The 23,858-nt window shown below is 62.0% G+C and carries 22 protein-coding genes and 5 tRNA genes; 5 read left to right on the top strand and 22 right to left on the bottom strand.

The genetic code is table 11. The features are described 5' to 3' along the window. Positions 1-79: 79 nt before the first annotated feature. On the top strand, positions 80-1,375 hold the full coding sequence (locus tag JOY50_RS27170) for an NAD(P)/FAD-dependent oxidoreductase (RefSeq protein ID WP_132847067.1): 1,296 nt from the start codon (positions 80-82) through the stop codon (positions 1,373-1,375). Positions 1,376-1,581: 206 nt separating this feature from the next. On the opposite strand, the gene JOY50_RS27165 is transcribed toward JOY50_RS27170, so the two are convergent. From JOY50_RS27165 to rluD, 8 genes are all read right to left on the bottom strand, one after another. Next, positions 1,582-1,657: transfer RNA gene (locus JOY50_RS27165), tRNA-Lys, on the bottom strand. 6 nt (positions 1,658-1,663) lie between these two features. Further along, positions 1,664-1,740, bottom strand: a tRNA-Pro gene (locus JOY50_RS27160). A gap of 46 nt (positions 1,741-1,786) precedes the next feature. Beyond that, positions 1,787-1,862 (bottom strand) — tRNA-Lys (locus JOY50_RS27155). Between the two features lie 6 nt (positions 1,863-1,868). After that, positions 1,869-1,945, bottom strand: a tRNA-Pro gene (locus JOY50_RS27150). Positions 1,946-1,949: 4 nt separating this feature from the next. Next, positions 1,950-2,025 (bottom strand) — tRNA-Asn (locus tag JOY50_RS27145). A 418-nt stretch (positions 2,026-2,443) separates the two neighbouring features. After that, a complete protein-coding gene (clpB, locus tag JOY50_RS27140; protein ID WP_132847068.1) occupies positions 2,444-5,008 on the bottom strand; it encodes an ATP-dependent chaperone ClpB in 2,565 nt (854 codons plus the stop codon). A 260-nt stretch (positions 5,009-5,268) separates the two neighbouring features. Next, entirely contained in the window at positions 5,269-6,009 is a 741-nt protein-coding gene (gene pgeF, locus JOY50_RS27135; protein ID WP_243056110.1) for a peptidoglycan editing factor PgeF, read from the bottom strand. Continuing rightward, positions 6,006-6,968, bottom strand: a complete 963-nt coding sequence (rluD, locus tag JOY50_RS27130) for a 23S rRNA pseudouridine(1911/1915/1917) synthase RluD (protein WP_026034652.1) — start codon at positions 6,966-6,968, stop codon at positions 6,006-6,008. Before rluD ends, pgeF begins: the two co-directional genes overlap by 4 nt. Positions 6,969-7,115: 147 nt before the next feature. Here rluD and JOY50_RS27125 point away from each other — a divergent pair, with 147 nt between their 5' ends. Both JOY50_RS27125 and JOY50_RS27120 read left to right on the top strand, forming a co-directional pair. After that, positions 7,116-8,135, top strand: a complete 1,020-nt coding sequence (locus tag JOY50_RS27125; RefSeq protein ID WP_019473254.1) for an outer membrane protein assembly factor BamD — start codon at positions 7,116-7,118, stop codon at positions 8,133-8,135. Positions 8,136-8,229: 94 nt separating this feature from the next. Beyond that, entirely contained in the window at positions 8,230-8,460 is a 231-nt protein-coding gene (locus JOY50_RS27120) for a PP0621 family protein (RefSeq protein WP_019473253.1), read from the top strand. A gap of 75 nt (positions 8,461-8,535) precedes the next feature. Here the strand turns inward: JOY50_RS27120 and thiO are convergent, their stop codons facing one another. The 5 genes from thiO to JOY50_RS27095 are packed head-to-tail and all read right to left on the bottom strand — an operon-like array spanning position 8,536 to position 11,339. Beyond that, on the bottom strand, positions 8,536-9,633 hold the full coding sequence (thiO, locus tag JOY50_RS27115) for a glycine oxidase ThiO (protein WP_019473252.1): 1,098 nt from the start codon (positions 9,631-9,633) through the stop codon (positions 8,536-8,538). Positions 9,634-9,687: 54 nt separating this feature from the next. Next, positions 9,688-10,077, bottom strand: coding sequence for a type IV pilin protein (locus JOY50_RS27110; RefSeq protein ID WP_019473251.1), 390 nt, complete (start codon positions 10,075-10,077; stop codon positions 9,688-9,690). A 1-nt stretch (position 10,078) separates the two neighbouring features. Then, on the bottom strand, positions 10,079-10,522 hold the full coding sequence (locus JOY50_RS27105; RefSeq protein WP_138737851.1) for a hypothetical protein: 444 nt from the start codon (positions 10,520-10,522) through the stop codon (positions 10,079-10,081). After that, complete coding sequence (locus JOY50_RS27100) at positions 10,519-11,160, bottom strand: PilW family protein (protein WP_132847071.1); 642 nt, start codon at positions 11,158-11,160, stop codon at positions 10,519-10,521. Before JOY50_RS27100 ends, JOY50_RS27105 begins: the two co-directional genes overlap by 4 nt. Then, positions 11,157-11,339 carry a prepilin-type N-terminal cleavage/methylation domain-containing protein gene (locus JOY50_RS27095; protein WP_132847072.1) on the bottom strand — a complete coding sequence of 61 codons (183 nt, stop codon included), beginning with the start codon at positions 11,337-11,339 and terminating at the stop codon, positions 11,157-11,159. The genes JOY50_RS27100 and JOY50_RS27095 overlap by 4 nt, the downstream gene beginning before the upstream one ends. Positions 11,340-11,448: 109 nt before the next feature. Between JOY50_RS27095 and JOY50_RS27090 the strand changes: the two genes are divergently transcribed. Then, complete coding sequence (locus JOY50_RS27090) at positions 11,449-11,940, top strand: GspH/FimT family pseudopilin (protein WP_028614146.1); 492 nt, start codon at positions 11,449-11,451, stop codon at positions 11,938-11,940. Between the two features lie 44 nt (positions 11,941-11,984). On the opposite strand, the gene ispH is transcribed toward JOY50_RS27090, so the two are convergent. From ispH to murJ, 6 genes are all read right to left on the bottom strand, one after another. Further along, the gene (ispH, locus tag JOY50_RS27085) at positions 11,985-12,932 is read right to left on the bottom strand and encodes a 4-hydroxy-3-methylbut-2-enyl diphosphate reductase (RefSeq protein WP_019473246.1); all 948 of its coding nucleotides are present in this window, start codon (positions 12,930-12,932) and stop codon (positions 11,985-11,987) included. Positions 12,933-12,946: 14 nt separating this feature from the next. Next, on the bottom strand, positions 12,947-13,384 hold the full coding sequence (gene fkpB, locus JOY50_RS27080) for an FKBP-type peptidyl-prolyl cis-trans isomerase (protein ID WP_086978271.1): 438 nt from the start codon (positions 13,382-13,384) through the stop codon (positions 12,947-12,949). Further along, a complete protein-coding gene (lspA, locus tag JOY50_RS27075) occupies positions 13,377-13,892 on the bottom strand; it encodes a signal peptidase II (protein WP_019473244.1) in 516 nt (171 codons plus the stop codon). The genes fkpB and lspA overlap by 8 nt, the downstream gene beginning before the upstream one ends. Next, the gene (gene ileS, locus JOY50_RS27070; RefSeq protein ID WP_138737853.1) at positions 13,885-16,716 is read right to left on the bottom strand and encodes an isoleucine--tRNA ligase; all 2,832 of its coding nucleotides are present in this window, start codon (positions 16,714-16,716) and stop codon (positions 13,885-13,887) included. The genes lspA and ileS overlap by 8 nt, the downstream gene beginning before the upstream one ends. Then, positions 16,713-17,663, bottom strand: coding sequence for a bifunctional riboflavin kinase/FAD synthetase (gene ribF / locus JOY50_RS27065; protein ID WP_243056109.1), 951 nt, complete (start codon positions 17,661-17,663; stop codon positions 16,713-16,715). Before ribF ends, ileS begins: the two co-directional genes overlap by 4 nt. A 118-nt stretch (positions 17,664-17,781) precedes the next feature. Continuing rightward, positions 17,782-19,320, bottom strand: a complete 1,539-nt coding sequence (gene murJ, locus JOY50_RS27060) for a murein biosynthesis integral membrane protein MurJ (RefSeq protein ID WP_132847095.1) — start codon at positions 19,318-19,320, stop codon at positions 17,782-17,784. Between the two features lie 250 nt (positions 19,321-19,570). Between murJ and rpsT the strand changes: the two genes are divergently transcribed. Continuing rightward, positions 19,571-19,849 (top strand): 30S ribosomal protein S20, encoded by a 279-nt coding sequence (gene rpsT, locus JOY50_RS27055; RefSeq protein WP_016484776.1) that lies wholly within the window; start codon positions 19,571-19,573, stop codon positions 19,847-19,849. 236 nt (positions 19,850-20,085) lie between these two features. Here rpsT and JOY50_RS27050 read toward each other — a convergent pair whose 3' ends face one another. The 3 genes from JOY50_RS27050 to JOY50_RS27040 are packed head-to-tail and all read right to left on the bottom strand — an operon-like array spanning position 20,086 to position 23,648. Beyond that, complete coding sequence (locus tag JOY50_RS27050) at positions 20,086-22,386, bottom strand: PqiB family protein (protein ID WP_132847096.1); 2,301 nt, start codon at positions 22,384-22,386, stop codon at positions 20,086-20,088. After that, positions 22,379-23,002 carry a paraquat-inducible protein A gene (locus JOY50_RS27045; RefSeq protein ID WP_132847097.1) on the bottom strand — a complete coding sequence of 208 codons (624 nt, stop codon included), beginning with the start codon at positions 23,000-23,002 and terminating at the stop codon, positions 22,379-22,381. Before JOY50_RS27045 ends, JOY50_RS27050 begins: the two co-directional genes overlap by 8 nt. Further along, a complete protein-coding gene (locus JOY50_RS27040) occupies positions 22,989-23,648 on the bottom strand; it encodes a paraquat-inducible protein A (protein ID WP_132847098.1) in 660 nt (219 codons plus the stop codon). Before JOY50_RS27040 ends, JOY50_RS27045 begins: the two co-directional genes overlap by 14 nt. Between the last annotated feature and the right edge of the window lie 210 nt (positions 23,649-23,858).

Below are 23,858 nucleotides of genomic sequence, written 5' to 3'. Positions count from 1 at the left end.
TTCGCGCTCGCCCTCCCCTCGTGCAGTTTGCGGCCGGCCCCCAGGGCCACGAATTCCGTAAACCTTATGAGATATCCCCATGACTCATCGCATCGTGATTGTCGGCGGCGGCGCCGGCGGCCTGGAACTGGCGACCCGCCTGGGTAAAAGCCTGGGCAAGCGCAAGCAGGCCGAAATCACCTTGGTCGACGCCAACCTCACGCACATCTGGAAGCCACTGCTGCATGAAGTGGCCGCCGGCTCGCTGAACTCTTCGGAAGACGAACTGAACTACGTGGCCCAGGCCAAGTGGAACCACTTCAACTTCCAGCTGGGGCGCATGAGCGGCCTGGACCGTGAGGGCAAGCAGATTCAACTGGCTGCCACCCTCGATGATGAGGGCCGCGAGCTGCTGCCTGCGCGCACCCTGGGCTACGACACCCTGGTCATTGCCGTGGGTTCCAATACCAACGACTTCGGCACCCTGGGGGCGGCGCAGCACTGCCTGTTCCTCGACACGCGCAAGCAGGCCGAGCGTTTCCATCAGCAATTGCTCAACCACTACCTGCGCGCCCACGCCGGCGACGTGGCCAGCGAGCAGATCAGCGTAGCCATCGTCGGCGCCGGTGCCACCGGTGTGGAACTGGCGGCCGAGCTGCACCACGCCGCCCACGAGCTGGCGGCCTATGGCCTGGACCGCATCCAGCCCAAGGACATGCACATCACCCTCATCGAGGCAGGCCCGCGGGTGCTGCCGGCGCTGCCGGAGCGCATCAGCGTGCCGGTGCACAAGACCCTGGAAAAACTCGGGGTGAAAGTGATGACCAACGCGGCTGTCAGTGAAGTGACCGAGGATGGCCTGAAAACCAAGGACGGCGAGGTGATCCAGGCCAGCCTGAAAGTGTGGGCGGCGGGTATCCGTGCGCCGGGCTTCCTGAAGGACATCGATGGCCTGGAAACCAACCGCATCAACCAGCTGGTGGTGCGCCCTACCCTGCAGACCACCCGCGACGACAACATCTTCGCCTTCGGTGACTGCGCTGCCTGCCCGCAACCGGGTAGCGACCGCAACGTGCCGCCACGGGCCCAGGCGGCGCACCAGCAGGCTTCGATGCTGGCGCACAGCCTGAAGGCGCGGCTGGAGAACAAGACGCTGCCGACCTACGAGTACAAGGACTACGGCTCGCTGGTGTCACTGTCGCGCTTCTCGGCGGTGGGCAACCTGATGGGTAACCTGATGGGCAGCGTGAAGCTGGAAGGCTGGCTGGCGCGGATGTTCTACGTGTCGCTGTACCGCATGCACCAGATGGCGTTGTACGGGTTCTTCCGCACGGCGTTGATGATGCTGGGGAGCAAGATTGGCCGGGGTACCGAGCCGCGCCTGAAGCTGCACTGACAGGCACCCGCTCCTGCAGGCAATGCACTGACCTGTAGGAGCAGCCTTGTGCTGCGAAGAGGCCATTCCCAGCAGAGAAAATCTTTTGCCGTACCGGCCCTTGGGCAGCACAAGGCTGCTCCCACAAGGGCCCGTGTTGCGGTAAGAGGTGGGTTAAATTTGAGGCAAAAGAAAAAGGGCATCTCTTTCGAGATGCCCTTTATTCATGGTGGGTCGTGTAGGATTCGAACCTACGACCAATTGGTTAAAAGCCAACTGCTCTACCAACTGAGCTAACGACCCTAAAAATGGTCGGGGTGAGGGGATTCGAACTCCTGACATCCTGCTCCCAAAGCAGGCGCGCTACCGGACTGCGCTACACCCCGGGTCTTTCAAAAAAAAGGGCATCTCTTGGAGATGCCCTTCTTTACATGGTGGGTCGTGTAGGATTCGAACCTACGACCAATTGGTTAAAAGCCAACTGCTCTACCAACTGAGCTAACGACCCGGAAAATGGTCGGGGTGAGGGGATTCGAACTCCTGACATCCTGCTCCCAAAGCAGGCGCGCTACCGGACTGCGCTACACCCCGAGATTGGCTCCGCGACCTGGACTCGAACCAGGGACCCAATGATTAACAGTCATTTGCTCTACCGACTGAGCTATCGCGGAACTAAATTTCGGTACAACTTACCGATTTACTACTCCGAAGACTGTGTTCGCTTCGGACTCTTTAGCTTCTTAGCTTTCGCTTTGTCGCTGCTGAGGCCGGCTATTCTACATTCTTCGTTTTGCTTGTCAACCACTTTTTTTCATTCAACTTACTGATTTGTAAGTTGTTTTGCGGTCACTGATGCTGCTGGTGATTCGCTTAGTGCCTGACAACGCGGCGTATATTAGGGTCACCCGAATCTTGATGCAAGCAAAAATTTCAAAAATTTCAGCAAGTTATCCTGAATTCCCCGAAAGCCCCGGTTTTACTGGGCTGCACTGGCCTCTTCGCGGGCAAACCCGCTCCCACAGGGGACCCACAGCGGGTGTGAGTAAGCAAAAAAAAGCCCCGCAGAAGCGGGGCTCATGGTGCAACACATTAGCCAAAGACGATTTCGTCGCCTTCCACCGTGGCGGTAATCGACGTACCCGGCACAAACTGGCCTGCCAGGATCAGCTGCGCCAGCGGGTTTTCGATCCAGCGCTGGATAGCCCGCTTCAGCGGCCGTGCGCCATACACCGGGTCGTAACCCACGGCGATCAGCTTGTCCAACGCCTCCGGGCTCAGGCTCAGCGACAGTTCGCGCTCCAGCAGACGGCTGCGCAGGCGGCCGAGCTGGATCTCGGTAATGCCGGCAATCTGCTCGCGGCCCAGTGGCTCGAACACCACCACTTCGTCGATACGGTTGATGAACTCCGGACGGAAGTGAGCACCCACTGCATCCATCACCGCCGCACGCTGTGCCTCGCGGTCGCCTACCAGTTCCTGGATCTGCGCCGAGCCCAGGTTGGAGGTCATCACGATCACCGTGTTGCGGAAGTCCACGGTGCGCCCGTGGCTGTCGGTCAGGCGGCCGTCTTCCAGAACCTGCAGCAGCACGTTGAACACATCCGGGTGGGCTTTTTCCACCTCATCCAGCAGCACCACCGAGTATGGCTTGCGCCGTACGGCCTCGGTCAGGTAACCGCCCTCTTCATACCCTACATACCCTGGTGGTGCACCGATCAGGCGAGCCACGGAGTGTTTCTCCATGAACTCGGACATGTCGATGCGCACCATCGCCTCTTCGGTGTCGAACAGGAACTCGGCCAGCGCCTTGCACAGCTCGGTCTTGCCCACACCGGTGGGGCCGAGGAACAGGAACGAACCGCTTGGCCGGCTCGGGTCGGACAGCCCGGCACGCGAGCGGCGCACGGCGTTGGCCACGGCGGTTACCGCCTCGTTCTGGCCGATTACGCGCTGGTGCAGCAGTGCTTCCATCTTCAGCAGCTTCTCGCGCTCGCCTTCGAGCATCTTGGACACAGGTATACCTGTCCACTTCGACACGACCTCGGCGATTTCTTCCTCGGTCACCTTGTTGCGCAGCAACTGGTTTTCGGTCTTGCCGTGCTGGTCGACCATCTGCAGGCTGCGCTCCAGGTCGGGAATTACCCCGTACTGCAGCTCGGCCATGCGGCTCAGGTCGCCTTTGCGACGGGCGGCTTCCAGTTCCTGGCGGGCCTGTTCGATCTTTTGCTGGATCTGCGCAGAGCCCTGCACTTCGGCCTTTTCCGATGCCCAGATTTCTTCCAGGTCGGAATATTCACGCTCCAACCGCTCGATTTCTTCGGTCAGCTTCTCCAGGCGCTTTTTCGCGGCTTCGTCTTCTTCCTTCTTCAGCGCCTGGGATTCGACCTTCAGCTGGATCAGGCGGCGATCAAGGCGGTCAAGCACTTCCGGCTTGGAGTCGATCTCCATGCGGATACGGCTGGCCGCTTCGTCGATCAGGTCAATCGCCTTGTCCGGCAGCTGGCGGTCGGTGATGTAGCGGTGGCTGAGCTTGGCGGCTGCGATAATGGCACCGTCGGTGATGGCCACCTTGTGGTGCACTTCATAGCGCTCTTTCAGGCCACGCAGAATCGCGATGGTGTCTTCCTCGCTCGGCTCCTCCACCAGCACCTTCTGGAAGCGGCGCTCCAGGGCGGCGTCCTTCTCGATGAACTGGCGGTACTCGTTCAGCGTGGTGGCGCCGACGCAGTGCAATTCGCCACGGGCCAGGGCAGGCTTGAGCATGTTACCCGCGTCCATGGCGCCCTCGCCTTTGCCGGCGCCGACCATGGTGTGCAGTTCGTCGATGAACAGGATGATCTGGCCTTCCTGCTTGGACAGCTCGTTCAGCAGCGATTTGAGGCGTTCTTCGAACTCGCCGCGGTACTTGGCACCGGCAATCAGCGCGCCCATGTCCAAGGCCAGCAGGCGCTTGCCCTTGAGGCCGTCAGGCACTTCACCATTGATGATGCGCTGGGCCAGGCCTTCGGCGATGGCGGTTTTACCCACGCCAGGCTCACCGATCAGCACCGGGTTGTTCTTGGTACGGCGTTGCAGCACCTGCACGGTACGGCGGATTTCGTCGTCACGGCCAATCACCGGGTCCAGCTTGCCTTCTTCGGCACGCTTGGTGAGGTCGACGGTGTACTTGTCCAGCGCCTGGCGCGACTCTTCGGCGTTCGGGTCATTCACCGCCGCACCGCCACGCAGGTTGTTGATGGCGTTTTCCAGGGCCTTCTTGCTCACGCCCTGGCTCAGCAGCAGCTTGCCGAGCTTGCTGTTCTCGTCCATGGCGGCCAGCAGCACCAGTTCGCTGGAAATGAACTGGTCGCCCTTCTGCTGGGCCAGGCGGTCGGCCTGGTTAAGCAGGCGCGCCAGGTCTTGCGACATGTTCACGTCGCCGGTGGGGTTCTGGATTTTCGGTAGCTGGTCGAGCTCTTTCACCAGCGCTTGGCGCAGGTTGTTGATGTCGAAGCCAACCTGCATCAGCAGCGGCTTGATCGAACCGCCCTGCTGTTCAAGCAGTGCCTGCATCAGGTGCACGGGCTCGATGGCTGGGTGGTCCATGCCAACGGCCAGGGATTGAGCATCGGATATTGCTAATTGCAGCTTGCTGGTCAAACGGTCTATTCGCATGGTGTACCTTCCTTTAAAGGGCAGGTCGGAGCGATGGACAGCGCCTGTTTATAAAGAAACCTGCCTGAGATGACCTTATAGATAAGGCTGATTCTGGAAGATTCAAGCGTAGCGGGGTTGACCGGGGTCAGCTTTTGGAATGCTGGGGCCGCTGTGCGCCCCTTTCGCGACACAAGGCCGCTCCTACAAGAGATCGCATTCCCCTGTAGGAGCGGCCTTGTGTCGCGAAAGGGCCGCGCGGCGGCCCCAGTTTCTTGAATTCAGCGAGGTTGCAGCCACACCAAAGAAGCAAACCGCCCACCCTGCGGGGTACGGCGATAGGAGAAGAACCGCGCATCACTCACCGTGCACAAGCCACCGCCATAAACAGCAGTCACCCCACAGGCAGCCAGGCGAATACGCGCCAGCTCATAGATATCCGCCATCAGCTTGCCCGGCCGTTCGCCTTCGACGAATGCCCGAGCCGCCTGTGGGTGCACGGCGGTAAAGGCATCACGCACTTCCAGCCCCACTTCGAAAGCCTGTGGGCCAATGGCCGGCCCCAACCACACCAGCACTTCTTCAGGCGGCAGTGCCAGGCGGTCCAAGGTGGCTTCCAGCACGCCGCCAGCCAACCCGCGCCAGCCCGCATGCGCCGCCGCCACGCGAGTACCGGCCCGGTCGCAAAACAGCGCGGGCAGGCAATCGGCGGTCATCACGGTGCAGGCAATGCCAGGCTGGTCGGTCCAGCTGGCGTCGGCCTCGGCCACCACGGCCGGGTCGGCATCCGCCACCACCAGCCCATGCACCTGCTTGAGCCAGGCCGGCCGGATGGCGAACGCGTCGCTCAGGCGGCGGCGGTTCTCGGCAACGGCAGCAGGGTCATCCCCTACGTGGTCGCCAAGATTGAAGGTTTCGTAAGGCAGCAGGCTAACGCCGCCCTGACGGGTGGTGACACAGGCGCGAACCGAGGCCGGGGCAGGCCAGTCGGGAAACAGCAGCGACTGCGTCAGGCCACTCATCCGATAAAGCTCTCGCGGTCTTCGCTCAGCAGCGACAGCAACCAGAGGAAGTCATCGGGCAGTGGCGACTCCCACTTCATGATTTCACCGGTGATCGGGTGAGCCAACGCCAGGAAGCGTGCATGCAGCGCCTGGCGCGGGAAGGTTTTCACGGCCTCGACCATGGTCGGGCTGGCAGCCGGTGGAATGCGGAAGCGCCCACCGTACGTCTGGTCGCCGACCAGCGGGAAGCCAACGTGGGCCATGTGCACACGAATCTGGTGGGTACGGCCGGTTTCCAGCTTTACCCGCACGTGGGTGTGCGAGCGGAAGCGCTTGAGCACGCGGTAGTGGCTGACCGCCGGCTTGCCGCCGTCGGTGACTGCCATGCGCTGGCGCATACCGCCGTGGCGGCCGATCGGGGCATCGATCTTGCCACCGGAAGTTACCACGCCGATCACGATGCATTCATATATGCGGCTGACCTTGCGCGCCTGCATCTGCTCGACCAGCCTGGTCTGCGCCTGCAAGGTCTTGGCCACCACCATCAGGCCGGTGGTGTCTTTATCCAGGCGGTGAACGATACCGGCGCGCGGTACGTTGACGATGTCTGGCACGTGGTGCAGCAACGCATTGAGCAGCGTACCACTGGCATGACCGGCGGCCGGGTGCACAACCAGCCCGGCAGGCTTGTTGATTACCATGATATGGTCGTCTTCGTAGACGATATCCAGTTCGATATCTTCTGCGATCCACTCGCCCTGGGCCTCTTGTTCGGCCTGCAGTGCCAGCAGCGAGCCACCATAGACGGTGTCTCGAGGGCGCACAACGGCGCCATCGACCGTCAGGCGGCCCTCTTTGATCCACGAAGTAAGCCGCGAACGCGAGTACTCAGCGAACAATTGGGCGGCGACCTGGTCGAGGCGTTGGCCGCCCAGTTCGGACGGTACCTCTGCGCTAAGTTGAATGATCTCGGACATGCTCGATTCGGCGGGCGCACAGCCTTTGGTTTCGGCTGCGAGCTTGTGGTTAAATACGGCTTCTTTTGTCCCGGGGTTGGCCGGGGCGCTCATCATAACAGGACGGCACCGCCCAAGACAGCGGCCGTCAAAGGGACGCAAGCCGCCATGCAAGTGAAACACCTGCTGCTGATCGCCATCCTCGGGCTTACCGCGGCCTGTTCCTCTAATAAAGAGGTCATTGACGAGAACCTCAGCGAAGCCGAGCTGTACCAGCAGGCGCAAGCTGACCTGGACAACTCCAGCTACACCAGCGCCGTGAACAAGCTCAAGGCCCTGGAATCGCGCTACCCGTTCGGCCGCTATGCCGACCAGGCGCAGCTCGAGCTGATCTACGCCAACTACAAGAACTCCGAGCCCGAGGCTGCCAAGTCGGCCGCCGAGCGCTTCATCCGTCTGCACCCGCAGCACCCGAACGTCGACTACGCCTACTACCTCAAAGGCCTGACCTCGTTCGACCAGGACCGTGGCCTGCTGGCGCGTTTCCTGCCGCTGGACATGACCAAGCGTGACCCGGGTGCCGCCCGCGACTCGTACAACGAGTTCGCCCAGCTGACCAGCCGCTTCCCCAACAGCCGCTACTCGCCCGACGCCAAGCAGCGCATGATCTACCTGCGCAACCTGCTGGCTTCGTATGAAATTCACGTGGCCGACTACTACCTGAGCCGCCAGGCTTATGTGGCCGCCGCCAACCGTGGCCGCTACGTGGTAGAAAACTTCCAGGAAACCCCATCGGTCGGCGACGGCCTGGCGGTAATGGTCGAGTCGTATCAGAAGATGCATCTGGACGAGCTGGCCGCCACCAGCCTGGAAACCCTCAAGCTCAACTACCCTGACCACCCGAGCCTGGTCGATGGCGAGTTCCAGCCCAAGCAGACCGAGTCTGACGGGCGCGGCTGGCTGTCCAAGGCCACCCTGGGCCTGATCGAAACCGATACCCCGCTGCCGCCGGGCGAAACCCGCGCCAACCAGGACGTGGTCAAGCAGTTCCAGGACGCGCGTGACGAGATGCCGCAAGAGCTGCTGCCGAAAGACGAAAACGGCGATCCGATCGTGCCGGAAGGCCCGAAACAAGCCGAAAATGACCGCTCCTGGTTCAGCTACATGACCTTTGGTCTGTTCGACTGACCCACAGCGGTACATGAAAGGGAGGCCTTGGGCCTCCCTTTTTTATTGGCCGCGCCCTAGACTGTCAGCTTCTTCAACCGACAAGCTGGACACCATGGTTCGCCTACTTTTCTGGATCGCCCTGATCGCCGCCGCGTTCTGGCTGTGGCGCAAGTTCAAAGTCAGCCAACAGTCTCACCCCGAGGCGAAGCTGGATGCGCCACTGCAGATGGTGCGCTGCGCCCATTGCGGCGTGCACCTGCCCAACGACCGGGCGCTGCAGCAGGGCAAAGAGTGGTATTGCAGCCAGGCGCACCTGCAACAAGGCCCAGGCCGACAAAACTGAATACAAAACCTGTGGAGGAGCGGCCTTGCCGGGGCGCCGGACCGGCAGGCCGCTCCTACAAGGGATCGCGTAACTTCAGGCCAACCGCGTTGCTGGCGCATACGGCGCCGGGTCGATAATCGGCTCGGCCCCGGTCAGCAAGTCGGTAAACAGTTGGCACGAAGCTGGCGCCAGCACCAGCCCGTTGCGGTAATGCCCGCAGTTCAGCCACAGCCCCTTGTGCCCCGGCACGGGCCCGATGTAGGGGATGCCTTCTGGCGACCCCGGTCGCAGCCCGGCCCAGTGCCCCACCACGGTGGCCCCTTCGAGTCCAGGCAGCAATTCCACCGCCGAAGCCTTCAGACTCTCCAGGGCATCAGGGGTCGGGGTTTTGTCATACCCGGCATGCTCCAGCGTACTACCCACCAGAATGTGCCCATCCCGCCGCGGAATCGCATAGCGCCCCTTGGCCAGCACCATGCTCGGTAAAAAGTCCTCGGCGCACTTGAACAGGATCATCTGGCCCTTCACCGGCTCTACCGGCAGCTCAAGGCCCAAGGTACGCAACAGGTCGCCACTCCAAGCCCCGGCACTGAGCACCACCTCATCCGCCGCCAGCACGCCTTCAGCGGTCTGCACGCCGGTCACGCGCCCGCCCTGCTGAACGAAACCCGTGATCTGGCAATTTTCGCGCAAGGTGACGTTGGGCAGCGCCAGCAGCGCCGCCTTCAGCGACTTCACCAGGCGCGGGTTGCGCACGTTGGCTACACCGGCCATGTAGATGGCGCGCTTGAAACCCGGGCCCAGCACCGGCACCGCGTCGTAGGCCGCCGAGATATCCACGGCACTGAGCGGCCGCTGCTCACGTTCGGCCCAGGCCAGCGCTTCGGCTTCGTCATCCAGGTCGAGCCAGTACAAGCCCGTGGTGTGCACTTCCGGGTCGATACCGGTACTGGCGAACAAACGCTCGCCCAGCTGTGGATAAAAGTCCTGCGACCAGTGCGCCAGGGCGGTCACGGCCGGGCTGTAGCGCCACGGGTACAGCGGCGAAACGATGCCCCCACCGGCCCACGACGACTCACGCCCCACCTCACCCTGGTCACACACCACCACCTGCCCGACCTTGGCCGCCAGGTTGAACGCCGTCAGCAGGCCGATCACCCCGCCGCCGACCACCACTACTTGCTTGCTCATCTGTCGATCCAACACCTGAAGTAAAACCGCGATGCACCGGGCATCATTCAACCTTCAGCTCCCCCAGCAGTGCTCGCTGCCGCCAACGGCACCCGGATTGCGCTGCACGCCGGCGTGGTCCAGCTGGAAGTCGCCGCAGCCATCCTGCGCCATCAGCCCATGCGGCAGCCGCCGTGCGCGCAGCGTGAAAGTGTCGCTGTCGCGCTGGGCCTGCAGGCTGTAATAGCGGGTACCGTCGGGCAAGGCTGGGTCGCCCTCGGCATATTGGCCGGTACGCACGCGGTGGCGCTCCAGGCGCAAGGCAGCATCATGCAGCAGGCCAACCACTTCGCTGCGTGCGGCTCGCCGAAGCTGGTCGCTGTAACTGGGGTAGGCAATGGCTGCCAGAATGCCGGTCACGGCCAACACAATCAACAACTCGATCAGGCTCAAGCCTTGCTGCATGTCAGTCTCCTCTCAGTCTTTGCCGCCAGGTGATGCGCCGGGTTGTGTCGCCGGCCACGGCGTAGACGGCTTCCAGCACGTGGCGTGACTGGGTTTGCTTGCTGACTGTGGTTATCCGGAACAGGGTGGCCTGGGCGCGCTTACTCGGGCCAAGATTCTGCAGGTGGAAATAGCCATGTTGCGTGCCCTGCCACTGCCCAGCCAGATCGTGCGGTCGAGCTGGCGGCATGCACGCGGTACACCGATCGGGAGGTGCACGCTTGAGCTCGCCCTCCCCTACTTGCAACGCGGCCTCAGCTTCTTCGAGCGCCAGCAGACCATCGCGCATGTGGCCGGTCATTCGTGTTTCCATCAAGGCATTGCTGAGGGCTGAGGTCGCCAGCAAACCGAGCAGCAGGCTCAGTACCAACGCCGACAGCAGCACGACACCGCGTTGACGCTTCATGGCTGCGGCACCGGGTTGCGCAGCGCCACACTAAGCTCATGGCGCTGTTCGAGTTTGAGCGTGGGTTCGTACAATGTCAGCGTGATATCTACCCTCTCTCCTTGCAGCGTTTGCACACGTTCGAAACGCGCCTCTCGCACATTCTCGACCAGCGGTTGGAAATTGCCTTTTCGCTTGAACCTCAGCCTGTTGTCATGGAACTGATAAACGTACTGGCTGATGGGGAACGTTAGCGGGTAACCCTCTACTGGCTTTTCATCCACGCGCACTTTTTCGATGCAGTCCGTCTGCAAAACCCAGTCACTCTCGCCAGCCTGTCCGGGCAACTCCGCCACAACCAGGCGGAGGGTGGTGGAATCAACTTCCAACGGCCGGGCGAAAGCCAACTGTGAGCCCGGGGCCTTAAAATCGTCTGGCCCGATCTGAAGGCAGCCAAACATCCCCGTCATTCGGATGTCCTGCGCCATACGCAACAACGCATGACGCGCTTCATCCTGCATGCGCACTGCCGTACTTTGCAGACGCCAGGTCTGGTGTGCGGAGGTAAAGAGCTGGCTGGCCGCTGCCAGTAGCATCAACCCGATGGCCAGCGCCATCACCACCTCAACCAGACCGAACCCAATCTGGCGGCGTCTCATCGCCGCCTCCGTTCATGCTCGCTGTGCACCGCCATCGCGGCCTGCCCATCGCGACGCGCGCTGTCCGCAGCCTGCAATGCCTGCAACTGTATCGCTGCCGTTGCGAACATGCCCACGGCCACAACCACGACGGCCAGCAACACTTCCATGAGCGTCATGCCCCGTTGTCTTGCGTGCATCCCTGCACCTCCTGCGACTTTTCCTGCAATAGCCCTGAACCTGGCCGACTAGACCGCTTGGCCAGCGAACGTGAAGCTATAGCCAAGCACTTCCAGGGAGGAATGCACGGTGAAGCAACGAGGGGTAACACTGATACAAATGTTGTCGGCCTTGGCCGTGGCTGTCTTGCTGACACAGCTCGGCGTGCCGGCCTACGCCAGGATGAGCGACGACCTACACCGGGCAGCCGCTGCCCGTGATTTGGCACAGGCACTGCGCAGCGCACGCAGCCACGCCATGCTGCAAAGCCAACCGGTGCTGGTGCAGGCGCTGGACGGTAACTGGGGGAAGGGTTGGCGGGTGGTGCTTGAGCATAACCAGCAGCTGCTGCGCGAGCAGCGCCTTTCGAGGCCGCTCAAGATTACGAGCAATCGCGGGGAACAGTTCAAGTTCAGTGCGCTGGGCGTTCCAATGACGCTGAACAACAGCTGGTTGGGAACAACGCTGGAAGTGTGTGAACGCTCATCTGCCAGCAGCCGATATCAAGTGGTGCTGGCATCGACCGGGAGAGTCAGATTGCTTGCGGAGGACCGAAACAATACTCGCTGTGCAAGTACATAGCCTTGAGCCGACCTTGCCGGCGATGAGGCCAGTACAGGCTTCAGTCAGATCAGCGAGCGAACCCGCAGCTCTTTGGGCATCGAGAAGGTGATGTTCTCTTCACGCCCGTCCAGCTCTTCAGCGCCGGTAGCGCCCCAGGCCTTGAGCTGCTCGATCACGCCACGTACCAGCACTTCAGGGGCCGAAGCACCCGCAGTGATGCCAATACGCGCCGACTGTTCAAACCAGCCCTGTTGCATGTCCTCGGCACCGTCGATCAGGTAGGCCGGGGTGCCCATGCGCTCGGCCAGCTCACGCAGGCGGTTTGAGTTGGAGCTGTTCGGGCTGCCGACTACCAGCACCACGTCGCACTCGCCCGCCAGTTGCTTGACGGCGTCCTGGCGGTTCTGGGTGGCGTAGCAGATGTCGTCCTTGCGCGGGCCACCGATGTTCGGGAAGCGCGCACGCAGGGCGTCGATGACGCGGCTGGTGTCGTCCATCGACAAGGTGGTCTGGGTCACGAAGGCCAGGTGGTCAGGGTCGCGCACCTGCAGCCTGGCTACATCATCTTCGTCTTCGACGAGGTAGATGGAACCACCGTTGCTGGCGTCGTACTGGCCCATGGTGCCTTCGACTTCCGGGTGCCCTTCGTGGCCGATGAGGATGCACTCACGGCCGTCGCGGCTGTACTTGGCCACCTCGATGTGCACCTTGGTCACCAGCGGGCAGGTGGCATCGAACACTTTCAGGCCACGGCCAGCCGCTTCCTGGCGCACGGCCTGGGAAACACCGTGGGCACTGAAGATGACGATGACATCGTCCGGCACCTGGTCCAGCTCTTCGACGAAGATGGCGCCGCGGTTGCGCAGGTCTTCGACCACGAACTTGTTGTGCACCACTTCGTGACGCACATAGATCGGCGGGCCGAAGACTTCCAGCGCGCGGTTGACGATCTCGATCGCCCGGTCGACCCCCGCGCAGAAGCCGCGAGGGTTGGCGAGTTTGATTTGCATGCTCGGCTCCAGGCTTACAGGGCCTTCACCTCGAGGATCTCCACCTCGAAGGTCAGGGTCTTGCCAGCCAGTGGGTGATTGAAGTCGATGGTCACCTGGTCGTCATCGAACGCTTTGACCACACCCGGCAGCTCGGCGTTGGCGGCATCGTTGAAGATGATCAGCAGCCCTTCGGACAATTCCATGCCTTCGAAGTTGGACCGTGGCATGACCTGCACGTTCTGCGGGTTGGGCTGGCCGAAGGCGTTCTCCGGGGCCACCACCACTGTACGCTTGTCACCGGCCTTGAAGCCGAACAGCGCGCTTTCGAAGCCCGGCAACAGGTTGCCATCGCCTACCTTGAAGGTGGCCGGGGCTTTGTCGAACGTGCTGTCTACGGTGTCGCCGTTTTCCAGGTGCAGCGCGAAGTGCAGGGTGACTTCGGTGTTCTGGCCGATACGGGTGTCAGTCATGGACCGGATCCTCGGACTTCTTGCTCTTGAACATATCCAGCGCCAGCATCACCGCACCAACGGTGATGGCGCTGTCGGCCACGTTGAAGGCCGGGAAGTAATGGCGGTTCTGCCAGTGCACCAGGATGAAGTCGACCACATGGCCCAGCACGACGCGGTCGTACAGGTTGCCAATGGCGCCACCCAGCACCAGCGCCAGCGCCACGGCCAGCCAGGTCTCGTTGCGCCCCAGGCGCTTGAGCCACACCACCAGTACGGCACTGACCACCACGGCGATCAGGGCGAACAACCAGCGCTGCCAGCCGGCACCATCAGCGAGGAAGCTGAAAGCGGCACCGGTGTTGTAGGCCAGGGTCCAGCTGAAGTAGTCAGGGATGACGACTATCTGCTGGTACATGGTCAGGGCGTTGTTGAAATACAGCTTGGTGGCCTGGTCGAGGACCAGCACCAGCAAGCTCAGCCAAAGCCATGCAAGGCGCCCGAAGCGCCCCACTGCCGGGTTAGGCATAGTGACGCACCTCGCCCGAGCCGGTCAGGTTGTCGACGCAACGGCTGCAGATTTCCGGGTGCTCCGGGTGGCTGCCGACGTCGGCGCGGAAGTGCCAGCAACGGCCGCACTTGGCATGGCCGGACTTGACCACTTTCAGCTTGAGGCCTTCGACTTCGGTGGCCACGGCGTCCGCCGGTGCCTGCACGAACGGCACCACGCTGGCGGCCGAGGTGATCAGCACGAAGCGCAGCTCGTCGCCCAGCTTGCCCAGGTCGGCGCTCAGGCCTTCGTCGGCGTACAGAGTGACTTCGGCCTGCAGGTTGCCGCCGATGACCTTGGCGGTACGCTGGTTTTCCAGCTCCTTGTTGACCGATGCCTTCACCGCCATTACGCGGTCCCAGTAGGCGCGGTCCAGCTCGGTGCCTTCTGGCAGCTCGCTCAGGCCCTGGTACCAGCCGTTGAGCATCACCGACTCGTTGCGCTCGCCCGGCAGGTATTGCCAGATTTCGTCAGCGGTAAACGCCAGGATCGGCGCGATCCAGCGCACCAGCGCTTCGCTGATGTGGTACAGCGCAGTCTGGCAGGAACGGCGGGCGACACTGTTGGCGCCGGTGGTGTACTGGCGGTCCTTGATGATGTCGAGGTAGAAGCCGCCCAGCTCCTGCACGCAGAAGTTGTGCACCTTGGAGTAGACGTTCCAGAAACGGTACTCGCTGTAGTGCTCTTCCAGCTCGCGTTGCAGTAGCAGGGTACGGTCCACCGCCCAGCGGTCCAGTGCCAGCATGTCTTGCGGGGCCAGCAGGTCGCGGGCCGGGTCGAAACCGGACAGGTTGGACAGCAGGAAGCGGGCGGTATTGCGGATACGGCGGTAGGCGTCGGCGCTGCGCTGCAGGATCTGCTCGGAAACCGCCATTTCACCGGAATAGTCGGTGGCCGAAACCCACAGGCGCAGGATGTCGGCACCCAGGGTGTTGTTGACCTTCTCCGGCTCGATGGTGTTGCCCAGCGACTTGGACATCTTGCGGCCGTTCTCGTCCACGGTGAAGCCGTGGGTCAGCAGCTCGCGATACGGCGCGTGGTTGTCGATGGCGCAACCGGTGAGCAACGACGAGTGGAACCAGCCACGATGCTGGTCGGAGCCTTCCAGGTACAGGTCGGCAACCGGGCCGGTGGCGTGGCCGATGTCGTGCGAGCCGCGCAGCACGTGCCAGTGGGTGGTACCAGAGTCGAACCACACGTCCAGGGTATCGGTGATCTTGTCGTACTGGCCGGCTTCGTCACCCAGCAGTTCGACAGCATCCAGCTTGAACCAGGCTTCGATACCTTCCTGTTCGACGCGCTTGGCCACAGCCTCCATCAGTTCGACGGTACGTGGGTGCAGCTCGCCGGTCTGCTTGTGCAGGAAGAACGGGATCGGCACACCCCAGTTGCGCTGACGCGAGATGCACCAGTCCGGGCGGTTGGCGATCATCGAGTGCAGGCGCGCCTGGCCCCAGGCCGGCACGAACTTGGTCTCTTCGATGGCCTTGAGTGCGCGCTCACGCAGCGGCTCGCCAGTGCTTGGCTGCTTGTCCATGCCCACGAACCACTGCGCGGTGGCGCGGTAGATCAGTGGGGTCTTGTGGCGCCAGCAGTGCATGTAGCTGTGGCTGATGGTTTCGGTGTGCATCAGCGCACCGACTTCGCTCAGCTTCTCGACGATGGCCGGGTTGGCCTTCCAGATGAACTGGCCGCCGAAGAACTCCAGCGACTCGACGTACACGCCGTTGCTCTGCACCGGCGTGAGGATGTCGTCGTTGACCATGCCGTAGCGCTTGCAGGTGACGAAGTCGTCTTCACCGTAGGCAGGCGCGGAGTGAACCACACCGGTACCGGCGCCCAGTTCGACGTAGTCGGCCAGGTAGACAGGCGACAGGCGGTCGTAGAACGGGTGGCGGAAGTTGATCAGCTCCAGGGCCGAACCCTGGGCAGTGGCGATGACCGAGCCTTCCAGGTTGTAGCGCTTGAGGCACGACTCGACCAGCTCTTCGGCCAGCACCAGCAGACGCTCGCCGGTATCGACCAGGGCGTACTTGAACTCCGGGTGGATGTTCAGCGCCTGGTTGGCGGGGATGGTCCACGCGGTGGTGGTCCAGATTACGATGGCGGCTGGCTTGGCCAGCGCGTCCAGCCCGAAGGCGGCAGCCAGCTTGGCCTCGTCGGCAATCGGGAAGGCCACGTCGATGGTCTGGGATTTCTTGTCGGCGTACTCGACTTCCGCTTCAGCCAAGGCCGAACCGCAATCGAAGCACCAGTTCACAGGCTTGAGGCCCTTGAACACGAAGCCTTGCTTGACCATCTCGGCCAGGGCACGGATTTCGCCGGCCTCGTTGGCGAAGTTCATGGTCTTGTACGGGTTGTCCCAGTCACCCAGCACACCCAGGCGAATGAACTCGGTCTTCTGCCCTTCGATCTGCTCGGCGGCGTACTCGCGGCACAGCTCGCGGGTGCGGTCGGCAGACAGGTGCTTGCCGTGGGTCACCTCGACCTTGTGTTCGATCGGCAGGCCATGGCAGTCCCAGCCCGGGACATACGGCGCATCGTAGCCGGCCAAGGTCTTGGAGCGGACGATCATGTCCTTGAGGATCTTGTTCAGCGCATGACCGATGTGAATCTTGCCGTTGGCATAGGGCGGGCCGTCGTGCAGGACGAACTTGGGACGATCCTTGCCAATCTCGCGCAGCTTCTGGTACAGGCCAATGCTGTCCCAGCGCTGCAGGATCTGCGGTTCGCGCTGAGGCAGGCCGGCCTTCATGGGGAAGGCGGTGTCCGGAAGGTTAAGCGTGGCTTTGTAGTCGGTCATTTCAGGCTCTTCGTTAGCGGTTGAGCGTGCCAATGTGCACGTGCGGCGGCGATATCCGCATCGATCGCCGACTTCAGCGCCTCCAGGGAGGCGAATCGCTGCTCTTCACGCAGCTTGTGGTGGAACTCCACCGTCAGACGCCGGCCATACAGGTCGCCGGCATAATCCAGAAGATGAATCTCCAGGTGCGGGCGCCCATCACCGGCAACGGTGGGACGCACGCCAATATTGCCCACACCCGGCCAGGCCTTGCCGTCGATTTCGATGCTGGCCAGGTAGACCCCGGACAGCGGCACGCGGCGGCGCTTGAGCTGGATGTTGGCGGTAGGTGTGCCGAGCTGGCGGGCCAGCTTCTGGCCATGCAGCACGCGGCCGGTGATGCTGTACGGGCGGCCCAGCAGGTGCTCGGCCAGCTCGAAATTGGCTTCGGACAAGGCCTTGCGCACTTCGGTGCTGCTGACCCGCAGGCCGTCCTGGATCACCGTGTTGGCGGCCTCGACGGTGAAGCCGTACTGCTTGCCGGCCTCGATCAGGAAGGCGAAGTCGCCGGCGCGGTCGCAGCCAAAGCGGAAGTCATCACCCACTTCGAGGTGGCGCACGCCCAGGCCGTCGACCAGGATGGCCTTGACGAAGGCATCGGCGCTGAGCTTGCTCAAGCGCTGGTTGAACGCCAGGCACAGCACCCGGTCAATGCCCTCGGCGGCCAGCAGTTCGACCTTGTCGCGCAGGCGGGCCAGGCGCGCCGGCGCGGTATCAGGGGCGAAGTACTCGCGTGGTTGCGGTTCGAAGATCACCACGCAGGTCGGCAGGCCCAAGGCCTGACCGCGCTCGCGCAGGCGCGCCAGGATTGCCTGGTGGCCGCGGTGAACCCCGTCGAAGTTGCCAATGGTGGCGACACAGCCCCGGTGCTCGGGGCGCAGGTTGTGAAGACCTCGAACCAGCTGCATAACGCGCTTCTTGCTCATAAAGTGGCCGATTATAACCACACCCGGGCGCCGGTGACAGGCAGCAACGCCCAAGGGCGGCGTGGAATGCGAAAAACCGACGCCTGACCCGCCTGAAGCCTCAGTGCAGGGCCTTGCGGGCGAAATGCCGGGGCCGGAAGCCGCACAGGTACAGGCAGCCGAAATACGTCACGACGCCTGCCAGGATAAGTGCGCCAAGCCGCATGAAGCGCTCAAGCATGATGCCCTGCTCCCAGGCCGGCATATAGTGCATGCCCGCCAACAGCACTGCCGACATCAGCGCCACTGCCAAGACAAGCTTGAGCAGGAACATTGCCCAGCCTGGCTGTGGCTCGAACAACTGCTGGCTGCGCAGCTTCCAGAACAGCAAGCCGGCATTCAGGCAGGCACCGAGGCTGATCGCCAATGCCAGGCCGGCGTGCGCAAGCGGGCCGACCAGGGCGAGGTTGAACAGCTGGGTGCAGACCAGGGTGAAAATCGCGATCTTCACCGGTGTGCGGATATTCTGCTGCGCATAAAAGCCGGGTGCCAGTACCTTGACCAGAATGATCGCCAGCAAGCCTACGGAATAGGCCACCAGCGCCCGCTGGGTCATGGCCGCATCGAACGCACTGAACTTGCCATATTGAAAGAGCGCAACGGTCAGCGGCTCGGCAAGAATGGCCAACGCCAGGGTGCACGGCAGCACCAGCAGGAAACACAGGCGCAGGCCCCAGTCGAGGATCCGCGAGTACTCCTCGCGGTCCTTGTTGGCGTAGGTCTTGGCCAGGGTCGGCAACAGGATGGTGCCCAGGGCCACGCCCAGCACCCCTGACGGCAGCTCCATGAGGCGGTCGGCGTAATACATCCACGACACCGAGCCGGCCACCAGGAAAGAGGCGAAGATGGTGTTGATGATCAGCGAGATCTGGCTCACCGATACCCCGAGAATCGCCGGCAACATCTGCTTCAATACCCGCCACACCCCCGCGTCCTTCAGGTTCAGACGCGGCAGCACGAGCATGCCGATCCTCTTCAACGCGGGTAGCTGGTACAGCAACTGCGCCAGGCCACCCGCCAGCACGCCCCAGGCCAGGGCCATGATCGGCGGGTTGAAGTACGGCGTCAGCAGCACGGCGAAGGCGATCATCGCCACATTCAGCAGGGTCGGGGTGAAGGCGGGTACCGAGAAACGGTTCCAGGTATTGAGGATTGCACCGGCCAGGGAGGACAGCGAGATCAGCAATATATAAGGGAAGGTCACCCGCAACAGCGCGGTGGTCAGCTCGTATTTTTCCGCATTGTCGACAAAACCCGGGGCTGTTGCCCACACCACCCACGGCGCCGCCAGGATGCCGATGGCAGTCACTAGGGCGAGGACCAGGGTCAGCAGGCCGCTGACGTAGGCAATGAAGGTGCGCGTCGCTTCCTCGCCCTGCTGGGTCTTGTATTCGGCCAGGATCGGCACAAAGGCCTGGGAGAACGCGCCCTCGGCGAAAATGCGCCGCAACAGGTTGGGCAATTTGAACGCGATGAAGAAGGCGTCAGTGGCGACGCCGGCACCAAAGATGCGAGCCAGGATGGTGTCACGCACGAAGCCCAGCACCCGGGAAATCATGGTGATCGAGCTTACTGCAGCCAGGGATTTGAGCAGGTTCATCGAAAAGATTCACGCCAAAGGCAGAGGACGCTGCCAGACAGCGTCCGAATGTGCGATACTCCCGCGCCTTCGCAGGGGAGCCAAAAATTCCCGAGTGTACAGGTCGCGCAGCAGAAAGGAATCTTTCCCTCTTGTTGGCGCACCGCTCGGCGGAACCTTGCAGGTGGCCTTGACAATCGATCTACTGATCGGCATGATTCGCGGCCTATTTTGTTTGCTATTTACCTAAAGTCTTTCGAGGAGCTCGACGGTGGCCAACACACCTTCCGCCAAGAAACGTGCAAAACAGGCTGAGAAGCGTCGCAGCCACAACGCCAGCCTGCGTTCCATGGTCCGCACCTACATCAAGAATGTAGTTAAAGCCATTGACGCAAAAGACGCCGACAAAGCGCAAGCCGCTTACGTTCTGGCTGTACCTGTAATCGACCGTATGGCCGACAAAGGTATCATCCACAAGAACAAAGCTGCTCGTCACAAAGGCCGTCTGAATGGCCACATCAAGGCGCTGAAAGAAGCTGCAGCTGCCTAAGCGACGCGCTATTCGAAAAACCGACCCTAGGGTCGGTTTTTTGTTGCCTGCGATTTATACAAGCATCCCTATGACAGCACTGACCCGCTTTGTGTAGGAGCGGCCTTGTGTCGCGATCGGGCTGCACGGCAGCCCCAGCAATATCAGCATCGACGCTATTACAGAGGGGCCGCTGCGCAGCCCGATCGCGACACAAGGCCGCTCCTACACAAAGCAGGGCGGCGTTGGCCTCTGAGTTACTTGGCTATCTGAATCTTCGGCGCCCACTGCAGCCAGTCATCCTCGGCCTTGTCGAACAAGGCGAAGGTCTGCTGCGGCCGTGCCGGGTTACCCATCTGCTCGCCATCCGGCGTTGCGAAGGCGATACCGCCATCGATCAGAGTCTCCACCGACTCGGTACGCACGGTAGCCCCCTTGAACAGCCCCCAGTCGAAACCGAAGCCACTGCTGTTCCAGAAGCGGCTGCCACTGCGTACCAGGGCTGCATAGCGCGGCTCGATGAGGATATGGATCAGCACGCGGTCAGCGCTCTGGCCCAACTCGAAGCCCGTCACCTTGCCAACCGCAACCTCTCGATAGGTCACTGGCACACCCGGCTTGATAGACCCACGCCGTGGGGCACTGAGCGTCAGTGGCAAGCCCACCTCAGGCCCAGCCACTTGCGGGGCATCGGCCAAGGCGATGAAATCGCGCTGCGGGCCACGGTCCTTGGTGGCCGGCTGCACCTCCAGGTACTGCCCGCCAATCAGGGTGTCGAGGTTCTCGGTGCGTACCAGGCCCAATGCTGGCTTGACCACCCAGAACTGCGTGCCGGCCCGGGCAATACGGTTCGCCGCCTCGGTGATACGTGCCCGCAGCAGCACAGCCTGCAAGTCATCAGTCAGGTCGACGCTTTCGATACTGCCAACATCCAGACCACGGAAGCGGATCGGCGTACCCGGCTTCAGGCCATCTGCACGGTCTACACGGACGGTAATCAAGGTACCCGCACGGTTTACCGCCTCCTGGCTGTCATGCAGACGGAAGCGTGGGATGTGGCGCTTCAGCGCCACATCCGGGCGTGGCGTGTCGAACGCAATACCGCCGGCCATCAGCGTTTGCAGCGACTCACTCTTGATCTTGATGCCCGACAGGCCGCCCGTCAGGGTAATGCCACTGACGTTCCAGAAGCGCGACGAACCGTTAACCAGCTTTTCGTATTCCTTTTCGATATGCACACCGATCAGGATGCGGTTGCTGTTACGCGCAAACTGATAGCTCTGCACGCTACCCACCTTGACCTGGCGGTACATCACCGGGCTGCCGATTTCCAGCGAACCCAAGGTATCGGCAAACAACACCATGTGCAGGCCCGGCGCCTTGAGGTCGAGCGGCGGCGCCTTGGCACGGGCCTCGAACTCACGCTCGGGCCGCTCCCCTTTCTCACCCGGGCGAATGGCGATGTAGTTGCCTTTGACCAACGCTTCCAGGCCAGTGATACCTGCCAGGGAAATCGACGGCTTGACCACCCAGAACTGCGTGCCCTCGACCAGGTAGTCCTCGGTCAGCGGGTCCAGCGTCAGCTCGGCCGATGCACTGGCCAGGTTGTCTTCCATCTTCAGGGCTTTCAGCGAACCCACCTGAATGCCCTTGTACATCACCGGTGTACGGCCTGCTTGCAGCCCCTCGTAATCGCTCAGCTTCACCTTGACCCGGATACCCGCCTGGGCGGCGTCGAAGTCTTCATACAGGCGGAACGGCAGGCTCGGGTCGGTGGGTGGGCTGTCCTTGCGGTACTCCGGCGTGGCAAAGGCGATACCACCGGCCACGATGCTCGACAGCGACTCGCTGCGCACCTTCACACCTGACAGCGAAGCATCAATGCTGACACCGCTGGCGTTCCAGAAACGCGTGTGCTTGCGCACCAGGCTGGCATAGCCCGGCTCGATGAAAACCTTGATCTCGACGGTGCTCTGGTCCTCGGAAAGACGGTAGCTTTTCACCCGACCCACCTGGATCTGCTTGTAGAAAATCGGGCTATCACGGTTGAGCGAACCCAGCCTGTCGGCTTTGAGGATCAGATGCAGGCCAGGCTCCGAATCCGAGAGCGGAGGCGCCACCTTCAACGCGGTAAAGCGCTTGGTACGCTCCCCCTCGCCCGGGCTGACGGCGATGTAGTTACCCGATACCAGTGTTTCAAGGCCGGTAATACCCGCCAGGCTGACACTCGGTTTTACCAGCCAGAAGCGTGTGCCCTTGGTCAGGTGAGGCTCGGCGGCCTTGTTCATCTCGATGGTGGCGATCACCCCTTGGTTGTCGCCCTTGGCGTCGAGCACCAGGCTCTTCACTTTGCCTACCGGCATGCCCTTGTAGATGACTTCGGTCTTGTTGGCGACGATTCCTTCACCCGACTCGAAGCGGACTTCAATTTCTACGCCGGCCTCGCTGTAGGCCTGCCATGCGAGCCAGCCACCGATCATCAGAGCAATCAAAGGCAGGATCCAGATGGCCGACCAGTTCGAGGCTGGGCGGGTTTTAGCCGTTGGCAGGTCACTCATGGTCGTCATCCGACTCCGTGTTATCCCAAATCAGTCGGGGATCGAAAGTTAAAGCGGCAAGCATTGTCAGGATCACCACAGTTGCGAAGGCGACAGCGCCCAGATTGGCTTCGACACTGGCTATTCGGCCGAAATTCACCACCGCCACCAGGATGGCGATGACGAAGATATCGAGCATGGACCAGCGCCCAATGAATTCGATGAAGCGGTACATCAGTATCCGTTGCCGCGCTGAAAGCGGCTGGTGACGCTGAACGGAGTACAACAGCAAGCCGATGCCCACCAGCTTGAATGTGGGCACCAGGATACTGGCAATGAACACCACTGCGGCAATCGGCACCATGCCGTGCTTGAGCAGGGTGATGACACCGGACATGATCGTGTCGGGGCTGCCCTGGCCGAGTGTACTCACGGTCATGATCGGCAGCAGGTTGGCCGGGATATACAGGATCGACGCGGCAACCAGCAGCGCCCAGGTACGCACGATACTGTTAGGGCGGCGAGCATGCACAACGGCGCCGCAGCGCGTGCACGTCTGCGAAGTGCCATCTGGCACTTGCCTGTTCAGTTCATGACATTCATTGCAGACAACAATGCCTGCATCAATCGCCCGCATGCAGGTCCTCCCCCGATAGCGCACTCCAGATCTGGTGTGGTGACATCACCACTTCCAGCCATACCTGGACCAGTAGCAGGCTGATGAAGCAGAACAGCCCCAGGCCCACGGTCAGTTCGGCCAGGTCCACCAGCTTGACGATGGCCACCAGCACACCCATGAAATACACCTCGAGCATGCCCCAGTCACGCAAGTGGTGATAGATGCGGTAGAACAGCAGGCCGAAGTTGCGCCCCACGTTCAAGCGGATACTCAGCAATACCGCCAGCTGGCAGAGCAGTTTTGCCAGGGGGATGGCCATGCTGCAAAGGAACACGACCACCGCCACACCACGCATCTGCGAATTGTACAGGCCTAGTACGCCACTCCAGACAGTGTCGTCCGAGGTCTGGCCAAGCAGGTGCAGCTGCATGATCGGTAGAAAATTGGCCGGTATAAACAGCAACAGGGCGGTCAGTACCAGGGCCAGGCTGCGGTTGACTACATTGTGCCGGTGGGCATAAAGCTCGTAGCCACAGCGTGGGCATTGGGCTTTTTCATCGTGCTGGAGCACAGGCTTGCGCAGCAGCAGGTCGCATTCGTGGCAGGCGACAAGCTCGTCCAACGGCAATTGGGCCAGGGCTTGGGGTTCGTCAGGATTGGGCATATGGCGCTTCTGGATAGGTGCGTGGGCCTATTCTAGTGTTCTGGCTCAAATTGTGGGAGGCGACTTACCACAGATCCCTGTAGGAGCAGGGCCGGATTTTTCGCCCACAAAGACAAAACCCCTACCTGCATGCGCAGATAGGGGTTTTGCGAAATGAATCTTGACGATGACCTACTCTCACATGGGGAAACCCCACACTACCATCGGCGA

It is taken from the genome of Pseudomonas sp. BP01 (assembly GCF_022760795.1).
In the GTDB taxonomy this organism is placed as follows: Bacteria; Pseudomonadota; Gammaproteobacteria; order Pseudomonadales; family Pseudomonadaceae; genus Aquipseudomonas; species Aquipseudomonas putida_Q.
This window is presented reverse-complemented; position numbering and strand designations above follow the sequence as displayed.